Source organism: Haemophilus sp. HMSC066A11 (assembly GCF_001811665.1).
Taxonomy (GTDB): domain Bacteria; phylum Pseudomonadota; class Gammaproteobacteria; order Enterobacterales; family Pasteurellaceae; genus Haemophilus; species Haemophilus influenzae.
In genome coordinates this window covers 1-10,044 of sequence record NZ_KV805895.1, presented here as the reverse complement: position 1 = coordinate 10,044, position 10,044 = coordinate 1, and the positions used below count along the sequence as shown (strand labels likewise).

Annotated in this window: 12 protein-coding genes and 1 pseudogene; 5 read left to right on the top strand and 8 right to left on the bottom strand. The window is 37.4% G+C overall.

What is annotated here, in order from left to right:
- Window positions 1–226 (bottom strand): annotated as a pseudogene (locus tag HMPREF2813_RS09705) (hypothetical protein); the annotation flags it as partial.
- A 316-nt stretch (window positions 227–542) separates the two neighbouring features.
- Between HMPREF2813_RS09705 and HMPREF2813_RS08515 the strand changes: the two are divergent.
- Together HMPREF2813_RS08515 and cydC are read left to right on the top strand one after the other, a co-directional pair.
- Window positions 543–2,288: an ABC transporter ATP-binding protein/permease gene (locus HMPREF2813_RS08515; protein WP_048946894.1), complete on the top strand. Its 1,746-nt coding sequence runs from the start codon at window positions 543–545 to the stop codon at window positions 2,286–2,288.
- Window positions 2,281–3,939, top strand: a complete 1,659-nt coding sequence (cydC, locus tag HMPREF2813_RS08510) for a thiol reductant ABC exporter subunit CydC (protein WP_048946893.1) — start codon at window positions 2,281–2,283, stop codon at window positions 3,937–3,939. The genes HMPREF2813_RS08515 and cydC overlap by 8 nt, the downstream gene beginning before the upstream one ends.
- Before the next feature lie 83 nt (window positions 3,940–4,022).
- On the opposite strand, the gene HMPREF2813_RS08505 is transcribed toward cydC, so the two are convergent.
- The 4 genes from HMPREF2813_RS08505 to glpX form a co-directional block, all read right to left on the bottom strand.
- Window positions 4,023–5,054: a type II toxin-antitoxin system HipA family toxin gene (locus HMPREF2813_RS08505; protein WP_044345221.1), complete on the bottom strand. Its 1,032-nt coding sequence runs from the start codon at window positions 5,052–5,054 to the stop codon at window positions 4,023–4,025.
- Window positions 5,051–5,371: a HipA N-terminal domain-containing protein gene (locus HMPREF2813_RS08500; RefSeq protein ID WP_005687922.1), complete on the bottom strand. Its 321-nt coding sequence runs from the start codon at window positions 5,369–5,371 to the stop codon at window positions 5,051–5,053. Before HMPREF2813_RS08500 ends, HMPREF2813_RS08505 begins: the two co-directional genes overlap by 4 nt.
- Entirely contained in the window at window positions 5,359–5,667 is a 309-nt protein-coding gene (locus HMPREF2813_RS08495; RefSeq protein ID WP_005661200.1) for a helix-turn-helix domain-containing protein, read from the bottom strand. The genes HMPREF2813_RS08500 and HMPREF2813_RS08495 overlap by 13 nt, the downstream gene beginning before the upstream one ends.
- Before the next feature lie 199 nt (window positions 5,668–5,866).
- Window positions 5,867–6,868: a class II fructose-bisphosphatase gene (gene glpX, locus HMPREF2813_RS08490; protein ID WP_005687920.1), complete on the bottom strand. Its 1,002-nt coding sequence runs from the start codon at window positions 6,866–6,868 to the stop codon at window positions 5,867–5,869.
- A gap of 161 nt (window positions 6,869–7,029) precedes the next feature.
- On the opposite strand from glpX, the gene HMPREF2813_RS08485 reads away from it, so the two are divergent.
- The 3 genes from HMPREF2813_RS08485 (at window position 7,030) to dtd (ending at window position 8,213) form a co-directional block, all read left to right on the top strand.
- Complete coding sequence (locus HMPREF2813_RS08485; protein ID WP_005650820.1) at window positions 7,030–7,248, top strand: cell division protein ZapB; 219 nt, start codon at window positions 7,030–7,032, stop codon at window positions 7,246–7,248.
- 93 nt (window positions 7,249–7,341) lie between these two features.
- On the top strand, window positions 7,342–7,782 hold the full coding sequence (gene mioC, locus HMPREF2813_RS08480) for an FMN-binding protein MioC (protein ID WP_005687918.1): 441 nt from the start codon (window positions 7,342–7,344) through the stop codon (window positions 7,780–7,782).
- On the top strand, window positions 7,779–8,213 hold the full coding sequence (gene dtd / locus HMPREF2813_RS08475; protein ID WP_005687917.1) for a D-aminoacyl-tRNA deacylase: 435 nt from the start codon (window positions 7,779–7,781) through the stop codon (window positions 8,211–8,213). Before mioC ends, dtd begins: the two co-directional genes overlap by 4 nt.
- Before the next feature lie 301 nt (window positions 8,214–8,514).
- Here dtd and ispF read toward each other — a convergent pair whose 3' ends face one another.
- From ispF to ftsB, 3 genes are read right to left on the bottom strand one after another with little or no spacing between them, the layout of a single operon-like run.
- Complete coding sequence (ispF, locus tag HMPREF2813_RS08470; RefSeq protein WP_014551115.1) at window positions 8,515–8,991, bottom strand: 2-C-methyl-D-erythritol 2,4-cyclodiphosphate synthase; 477 nt, start codon at window positions 8,989–8,991, stop codon at window positions 8,515–8,517.
- Window positions 8,988–9,665 (bottom strand): 2-C-methyl-D-erythritol 4-phosphate cytidylyltransferase, encoded by a 678-nt coding sequence (gene ispD / locus HMPREF2813_RS08465; RefSeq protein ID WP_014551114.1) that lies wholly within the window; start codon window positions 9,663–9,665, stop codon window positions 8,988–8,990. Before ispD ends, ispF begins: the two co-directional genes overlap by 4 nt.
- Window positions 9,665–9,943 carry a cell division protein FtsB gene (gene ftsB, locus HMPREF2813_RS08460; RefSeq protein ID WP_005665661.1) on the bottom strand — a complete coding sequence of 93 codons (279 nt, stop codon included), beginning with the start codon at window positions 9,941–9,943 and terminating at the stop codon, window positions 9,665–9,667. Before ftsB ends, ispD begins: the two co-directional genes overlap by 1 nt.
- Window positions 9,944–10,044: the final 101 nt, after the last annotated feature.

The window sequence follows — 10,044 nt, the reverse complement described above, 5'->3', positions numbered from 1 at the left end:
TCTTTCCAGCGTTTTAGCCGTTTTTACCGTCTCGGCAATTTTTGGCGGTGTTTTTGTATCACTATTTTCGGTAGAACCAGATACATTAATTTGCTCTAGTTGTTCAGAAAGATTACTATTTTGGTTGGTTGGTTGGTTGGTTGGTTGGTTGAGCTGCATAAGCAACGCCTGCCGTTAGCCCAAGCATAACGGAATAGGCAAGCACGTTTAATCTAAAATTGGTCATATTTAATCCCATAAAACAAATAATAATAATTCGCAAATATATTATATGAAGAGGTATTTTCTCACAACAATAAAGATTGATTTTTGATAAAAATCAAGAAATAAAAACTATTCTTATTATTTTCTGTATTTAAACCTGCTTGTTTCCTATAATGCGAACCGTTGATTGTTGATATTAGTAGTTGTAGTCGTTGTAGTTTGTTGGTGGGCTTCAGCCCACCAACAAACAATCGTGAGATATTTGGTGGGCTAAACCCACCCTACATTAAGTACGCATCATTCTATGCGTGCTTCTTTTTATTTTAGGAGCAATCATTATGATGATAGATAAACGCCTAATTAACACGGTGGCTGACAGCAAAAAATGGATTGGCGTCACTGTGTTGTGGAATTGGGTGGCGTTAGTTGGCGGAATTATTAGTGCTGTCGTGTTTTCTTATATTTTACAGGCGGCTTATTTTCACGAATTAAGCCTGTTAAGTGCGGTCATTTTGGGCATCCTTTTGATTGCAGCATTGGCATTACGTGCTTTTGCGGGGAAAAAATCGGTGCAGGCGTCTTATTTTGCCAGTACCAAAGTGAAGCATGAATTGCGTAGCCTTATTTATCGTAAATTGGCTTCGATGCCGCTTAACCAAGTGAATCAGCAATCCACTTCAAGCATTATCCAAGTGGCATCAGAAGGTGTAGAACAGCTTGAAATCTACTTTGGGCGTTATTTGCCGCAGCTTTTTTATAGCTTGCTTGCACCGCTTACCCTCTTTGCTTTCCTGATTTTTTTCAGTTTTAAAACTGCCGTGATTTTGTTGATTTGTGTGCCGCTTATCCCTATGTCGATTATTGCGGTGAATAAAATTGCGAAAAAACTCTTGGCAAAATATTGGTCGATTTATGTGGGATTAGGCAGCAGCTTTTTAGATAACCTACAGGGTTTAATTACGCTAAAAATCTATCAAGATGATGCTTATAAAGCGAAAGCGATGGATAAAGAGGCTGAGCATTTCCGAAAAATTACCATGAAAGTACTTACCATGCAGCTTAACTCGGTATCACTGATGGATTTACTCGCTTATGGTGGCGCAGCTATCGGGATTTTAACCGCACTATTGCAATTCCAAAATGCACAACTCAGCGTGTTAGGCGTGATTTTATTTATTCTCCTTTCCTCCGAGTTCTTTATTCCCCTTCGTTTGCTTGGTTCATTCTTCCATGTGGCGATGAATGGCAAAGCGGCTTCAGATAAGATCTTTACATTACTTGATACGCCAGTGGAAACCCAACAAAGTGCGGTGGATTTTGAAGCAAAAAATAACGTTCAAGTGGAAATTAAAGATCTGCATTTTTCTTATAGTGAAGAAAAACCAGCAATTACAGGTTTAGATTTGAGTATTTTACCAAATCAGCTTACGGTATTTGTGGGTAAAAGTGGTTGCGGTAAATCGACCTTAGTTTCGTTGTTGATGGGTTTTAATCAAGCGCAACAAGGTGAGATTTTGTTTAATGGACAAAACGCCCTCAATATAGACCGCACTTCTTTCTATCAAAAAGTATCATTAGTAAGCCACAGCAGTTATGTGTTTAAAGGCTCGCTGCGTGAAAATATGACGATGGCGAAAATTGATGCTACAGACGAGCAAATTTATGCGTGTTTAGAGCAAGTCAATCTTGCCCATTTTGTACGCGAAAATGGCGGATTAGATATGCAACTATTAAGTCGAGGCGCGAATTTATCGGGCGGTCAGATTCAACGTTTAGCCTTAGCGCGTGCTTTATTACACAATGCCGAGCTTTATATTTTTGATGAAGCGACCAGTAACATTGATGTGGAAAGCGAAGAAATTATTTTGCAGTTCATTCAACAATTTAAACAACAAAAAACCATTGTGATGATTTCTCACCGCTTGGCAAATGCGGTAAATGCGGACTGTATTAACGTACTTGACCAAGGCAAATTGATTGAGCAAGGCACACACGAAATCTTAATGGCAAAACAAGGTGCGTATGCTGAAATGTTCCAACAACAAAAAGATTTAGAACAAATTAGAGAGGTGGCAAATGCGTAAAAATGGTTTTGTTGTAATGGGGCATTTGTTGAAATTAGTGACTCCACTTGCGCACATTATGGCGTTTACCATTACTATGGGTACGCTCGGTTTCCTTGCTGCCATCTTTATTATGGTGCTGGGTGCGATGGGGTTAGTGAATCTCTTAAACTTTGACACCCATTTAAGTTTTTCTGGCATTTTGACCGCACTTATCGTATTGGCGGTGGCTCGTGGCGTATTGCGTTATTTAGAGCAAATGTCAGGGCATTATATTGCTTTTAAATTACTCGCATTATTGCGTGACAAAGTGTTTTCTTCTTTGCGTCGTTTGGCTTTTGTGAAGTTGCAAGATAAACAAGCAGGGCAATTAGTGTCTTTGGTGACTAACGATATCGAATTGCTCGAAGTATTTTATGCGCACACCATCGCACCAATTATGATCGCGTTCTTTACCTCTGCGATTTTATTGTTGGTTTTTGCTCATCTTTCAGGTTGGTTTGTGATTGTGGCATTAGCCGCTTATTTAACTGTGGGCGTGATTTTACCGATTATCACGACCAAATTGGCGCGTGAAGATGGCAGACGCTATCGTGAATTAGTGGGCGAAATGAATGACTTCTTCCTCGACAGCGTGCGTGGTATGAAAGAAATTCAGCTTTTTGGCTATGCAAAACAACGCTTAGATGAAATTCAACAACGCAGCCAAAAAATCGATATGGCTTTTGAGCGTATTAAAGACCAAGAAGCGAAAGTTCGTGTTTATACTGAAGTGGCAGTATCCGTTTTCAACATTATTATGCTGTTTACTGGCTTAATTTTATTTAGCTTAGATAAAATTGATTTCTCAGCCTTTTTAATCGGCGTGATTTTATTAATGTCGAGCTATGGGCCAGTTATCGCCTTAAGTAACCTTTCAAGCAACTTATTACAAACTTTGGCTTCTGGCGAACGAGTATTAAGTTTATTAGCGGAAGAGCCAGAGTTAAAAGACGTAGAAAGTGCGGTGGATTTAAAAGAGGTTTCTCACATTGATGTCGAGAATGTAAACTTTGCTTACGGCGAAGAACAAATTTTATCGGATGTCAGCTTGTCAGTGAAAAAAGGCGAAATTTTAGGTATTCACGGCAGAAGCGGCAGCGGTAAAAGTACTTTGTTAAAACTGCTTATGCGTTTTTACGATCCTAAATCAGGTAGCATTAAAATTAACGGCGAAACTTTACCGAATATTAACACTCGTAGCTTGCGTGACAATATGGCGTACATTACTCAGCAAACCTATATTTTCAACGAAACCATTGAAGAAAATATCCGTCTTGCGCGCCGTAATGCAACCTTAGAAGAAATTATGGAAGCCGCCAAGAAAGCCTCAATTCATGATTTTATTTTGAGTTTGCCACAAGGCTATCAAACAAAAATGACGGAATTGGGTGGCAATCTCTCTGACGGAGAAAAACAACGTATCGGTATTGCACGAGCATTTTTACATAATGCACCGATTATTTTACTTGATGAACCAACTAGTAATTTGGATAGCTTAAACGAAGCAATGATTTTGAAATCATTACTCAATGTAAAAGCTGAAAAATTAATTATTCTCGTTAGCCACCGCCAATCCACTATGGCAATTTGTGATCAGGTAATTGGCATAGAAAACGGCAGAATGTCCTAAACTAAGACAACAAAAAATCGCACTGTTAAAGGTGCGATTTTTTTGTTGGAGGGAAAAAGTGCGGTAAAAATTCTCTTTAGATTTTATAGCTCAGGTTCATTTAATACGTTAAGTAACGTTAAACGCTTGCGATAAGTTTTCAGCACGCAATCAATATGTGGCTGCGGCATAAAGGATTGTGAATAAATCTGCTCTACTTTTTCCTTTTCTTGTGTAATTTCAGGAATTAATTTTTGAATAATCACATTTTTATTTAATCCAATATTTTCCCCAAACTCGACAAAATCATCGCCGATATATTCACCGTATTGAGTATTAAATCCTTTGGCTAGTGTGGCATTACCTTCTTCTCGCGCTAACAATGGCAAAGCAAGTAGTGTTGAATTAAATATTTCAGGATAGGGCGACACCGACACAAAGTCATAAATTGGAGCAAGTTTTGGATGACTGTTTTTGGGATAAATAAATGAAAAATTGCGTAAGTGAAGATCATTATTTCCTAATAAATAAGCGTAAATAATTCGACGAAAAATTTCTCGTTGCTGAGCTAAATGATTTTCAGTGTGCTGCAAAATAAACTTAGCAATTTGTTCATAACTCACATATTGCTCATTATCTGCACCTATTTTTCCGTACTTGTCTCGAATATTCATTGCACCATCAAGTTGTTCTTGGTGAATCTCTGTTTGTTGTTCATCACGATCAAAACGCTTTATAACAAAAGCAAATTCCTTATGATTTTGTTCGCCAGCAAAAGAAACTAAACCATTTTCTGGCACATCAAACCCTAATTCTTTCATAATGCGCATGGTGGCGTGTTCATTTTCAGCTAAAAAAGGATACTCTTCTGGAGAGGGCTTTAAAATATAATTTCCCTGTTGATTTACGCTGTCAAAGTGCCCATCTTTGATAATAAGCTGTAATTTTGGTTGAAAACCTGAAATGCTCATTCCTTGCTGTTTTTGGGGTTTCACTGTAATAAATTCTTGGCGAGAAAAGGGTAATTCAGGATTAAAATGTTTATTGCCTGTAAGGTAATGTAAACCTTTTGTGCTGTAGTCAGAATGAACTTCATTTTTCTTTAATGGCTTTAATAAAATACGACAAAAATTCATTGTTTTTCCTCCTGAATTTGCACTGCACCTAACATATTTTCCCCGTTATTAAGTAAAAAGCGAAACATATCGCCTTCATCAATTCGTTGATGAAGTGCATATTTGTGTTTTAGCCAGCCTTCTGGGACGAGCGATGCAAAATAAGGGAATAAGGTGTCAGAATGAAAAGGGCTTTGCTCAATAGGAAAGCTGAGAGAGAGCGGTATTCCTTGATAATCGGGATTGTAAGCAAAATGAAAACCACGATGATCTTCTCTAAGTAAGCCAATAAATTCGCCGTAGAGAAATACTTTTCCCGAGCGGACTAAATCGCGCATAGTGAAACCCCTAATGTTTGAGCAACAAGAAACACGGTTGTAAATCTCACTTGGCTTGGATCTTGAAATAAGCGATTCAAGGTAGAAATAGACACGCCAGTTTGCAGTTCTAGCATACTAAGCTCAATACCAAGTGATTTACGCTTATCATTGAGCATTTTTCCAAATGCTTTGAGATCGGTAATTTTCCCTGCGTAAAGTTGTTGTCTTTGCGCTTGTTCATAGGTAATGACTGATTTCTGAAGCTTTTTTAATTCATCAATTTGATTTTCTAATTGTGCACTAAGGTTATTCATATTTGATACTTTTTCTTTTAATAAAATATTTTTATATCATATATGGGTTTTCGCTTTTTTGAATATCTTTTTTGATTTTTTTAGGAAAAAAATTTTAGGAATTATTCAAAAATGATACTTAAAATCTGCTCTGTCCATTTGTAATTTGTCCCATTTTTTGGAGAGCAGATTAAATTAATTGAAATGTTGTTTGCTTGAGCTAAATATTCAAAATTTTATAAAGGTCATCCAAATAATGAATGGATTGAATTTTACGAATTGTGCGGGATTTTCCTCGAATTAAAATGGTTTCAGTGCTGGCTAAATTGCCTTTGCGGGAGATACCTTTAAGCAAATCGCCATTGGTAATGCCTGTTGCAGTAAATACAAGATTGTCATCACGCACGAGATCTTCAAGTTTTAACACTTCATTCACTTTTATGCCCAGTGCTGCACAGCGTTGAATCTCATTAGCTGCAATTTTTTTATTTTCTTCGGTGTCACCTTTTACTTCATTACGTGGGATTAAACGAGCTTGCATATCACCACCTAATGCTCGAATGGCTGCAGCAGCTGCCACGCCTTCTGGCGCACCACCAATTCCATAAAGAAGATCGACTTCAGCATCAGGTAAACAACACAATACGGAACCTGCCACATCGCCATCGGGAATTGCCAATACTTTCGCGCCCAAGTTATGTATTTGTTTAATTACGGCATCGTGACGTGGTTTGGCTAATACCATTACGGTAAGGTCAGAAAGGGATTTTCCTAGCTTAGATGCGATGCGACGAAGATTTTGTTCCAGTGGTAAATTTAAATCAATGATGCCTTTTACATTTGAACCCACCACTAATTTTTCCATATACATATCAGGTGCTTTTAAAAAGGTATTTTTGCCACCTGCAGCCAAGACAGAAATAGCATTAGATTGCCCCATTGCGGTCATACGTGTGCCATCAATAGGATCTACTGCGATAGAAACTAATTCCCCTAAGCCAGAACCGACTTTTTCGCCAATATAAAGCATTGGGGCTTCATCAATTTCGCCCTCTCCTATAACGATTTCAGCGTCCATATGAATCAAATTCAGCATATAACGCATCGCTTTTACCGCTGCATCGTCTGCCGCATTTTTATTTCCTCGACCAAGCCACGTGTAAGCTGCTAGAGCGGCGGCTTCTGTTACTCGTGAAAATTCAATGGCTAATGCTCGATTCATTATTATTCTCCTTCTGCTTATTTTTCAAGATTATGGTAAAAATAGCATCATTCTATCACTGAGTAATCGTTTGCATAATAAATTTTTATTCAATGCTTTAAAAAGGTAAATTTACTGGGTAAAATACCCCTAAACTTACCCATATTTAAAAGGAAATCATTATGTCTTTAGAAATTTTAGACCAACTTGAAGAAAAAATTAAACAAGCGGTAGAAACTATCCAATTACTTCAATTAGAAGTTGAAGAATTAAAAGAGAAAAACGCAGAATCTCAAAGAAATATCGAAAACTTACAAACTGAAAATGAACAGCTAAAAAACGAACATCGTAATTGGCAAGAGCATATTCGTTCATTACTTGGTAAGTTTGATAACGTTTAATCGTAGTAAAAGGCTTAGATTTTCTAAGCCTTTTTATTTTAATCATTTCAATAATTTTTTCTCTTTGAGAAAAAATAAATATAGGATAATAAAATGCACATTTGTATTCTTTCAGGCAGCACTTTAGGTGGTGCGGAATATGTTGCCGAGCATTTAAACGATGTTTTAGAAACTCAAGGTTTTTCCACCGCACTTTTTCACGGACCAAATTTATCTGACATTGAAAACGAGAAAATTTGGCTTGTTGTGACTTCAACGCATGGTGCAGGCGAATTGCCAGACAATTTAAAACCTCTATTTGATGAATTAGCGAATAGCCAAAAGGATTTTTCAGATGTTCGCTTTGCGGTCGTTGGATTAGGTAATTCTGATTATGATACTTTTTGCTATGCAGCGGACAAAGTGGAGCAAACACTTCAAGCAAAAAGTGCGGTAAAAATTTGTGAGACTTTAAAAATTGATGTGTTAAAGGTGGATGATCAAGAAAGTTATGCTGAAGAATGGTTACCGAGTTTTATTGAGGGATTGAAATGATTGCCCTAATTCAGCGTGTGTCTCAAGCGAAAGTGGATGTAAATGGCGAAACAATAGGGAAAATTGGCAAAGGTTTGTTAGTTTTGCTTGGTGTAGAAAAAGAAGATAACCGAGAAAAAGCAGATAAGCTTGCTGAAAAAGTGCTTAATTATCGAATTTTCAGTGATGAAAATGACAAAATGAATTTAAATGTTCAACAAGCACAGGGGGAATTACTTATCGTTTCGCAATTTACATTAGCAGCGGATACGCAAAAAGGTTTACGCCCGAGTTTTTCAAAAGGTGCGCCCCCAGCATTGGCTAATGAATTATATGAATACTTTATCCAAAAGTGCGCAGGGAAATTACCTGTTTCAACAGGGCAATTTGCAGCGGATATGCAAGTGAGCTTAACAAATGATGGTCCTGTGACGTTTTGGTTAAATGTATAACAAGAAAATCTAAGTTGGCAATAAGCTCACTGTTTTACATTTGTTTTATTAAATGGTTTAGTTAATGGAATATTCTCGTTAAAGCGTATAAATTCCATCAATTAATAATGAACCATATATTCGGTTGGTAAGCAAAAAGGCGGACTGAAGCCCTCCATTGCTCCCTTACCTATAAATGGGCATTTCCTTTCACCAATGACCACTTAATAATAACGAGCAATCGCTTATTATTTCACTAATAAAAATGCGATGAAATTCTTTTCAAATTTCACCGCACTTTTAAGAATATAAGAATAGTAAATTATTGTCGGATTAAAAGAGCAACGGCTTCACAAGCAATCCCCTCTTGTCTTCCTGTAAAGCCTAATTTTTCGGTAGTCGTTGCTTTTACATTAACTTGCTCAATATCGCATTGGAGATCTTCAGCTATTTTGGCACGCATTGCATCAATATGTGGGCGCATTTTAGGTGCTTGAGCGATGATGGTAATATCAACATTACCTATTTTATATCCCTTTTCTTGTACTTGACGAAACGCTTCACGCAGTAAGCCTCGACTATCCGCATTTTTATATTGCATATCGGTATCGGGGAAAAGTTTTCCAATATCGCCTAAAGCCACAGCCCCTAAGATTGCATCAGTTAATGCGTGTAATGCCACATCGCCATCTGAGTGCGCAATAAAGCCCGTATGATAAGGCACTTCTACACCACCAATAATTAATGGACGATCTTCGCCAAAAGCGTGAACATCAAAGCCGTGTCCAATTCTGATCATAATTTATTCCTTGTTAAATAAAATTCTGCTAATGCTAAATCTTCTGGACGAGTCACTTTTAAATTATCGCTGCGTCCAGCCACTAAGTGCGGTCGAAATCCAGCAAGTTCTATTGCGGATGCTTCATCTGTTATATTCGCACCTTGTTGAATTCCTGTGGAAAGCGCATCTCTTAATATATCTACTGGGAAAAACTGCGGTGTCATTGCTTGCCAAAGCTGGCTACGATCTTCTGTTTTTACAATACATTGCTGATTGTCCGCTCGTTTAATCGTATCTGTTACTGGGATTGCCAAAATCGCACCTTGTTTATCTTCAATAGCTAACAATTTATCAATATCAGCATGTTGTAAACAAGGGCGAGCAGCATCATGAACAAGCACCCAGGCATTTTTTTCCGCAATTGCATTTAAACCATTTAAGACAGATTCAGCTCGCGTTGTGCCACCTTCCACTAACTGAATTTTAGGATCGAGCGATAGTGTAGAAATATAAGGATCATCTTTGCTTACCGCCAAGATAATTTTAGATACGGCAGGATAAGAAAGCATCACATCGAGTGTATGTTCAAGCAGTGTTTTGCCAAGCAGCGTTAAATATTGTTTCGGTTTATCCGCTTGCATCCGTGAACCCACGCCAGCAGCTGGCAAGACCACAATAATTGAACGAGCCATTATTTACTCTCTTTTACAATATGATAGAACACTTCATTTTCTTTCACTAAGCCATGTTGCATTCGTGCGCGTTCTTCGATCGCTTCAAAACCTTTTGTTAATCCTTGAATTTCTGCATTAATACGCTGATTACGTTGAGATAGCTTTTCATTTTCTGCTTGATTTTCCTTAATTTTCTCAGCATTTTGACGATAATCTAAAAAACCGTTACTGCCAAACCAAAAATCATGTTGAAACAATACTAATACTGAAAGAAGGATTAAAATAAGAAGTCGCATACGGATATTTATTGTGAGTAAAATTTTAACCTGTTTACCGTGAAAAATTAGGAAAAACGATAAAATGAAAGAAAGTGCGGTTAAAAATCCTTTTATTTTAA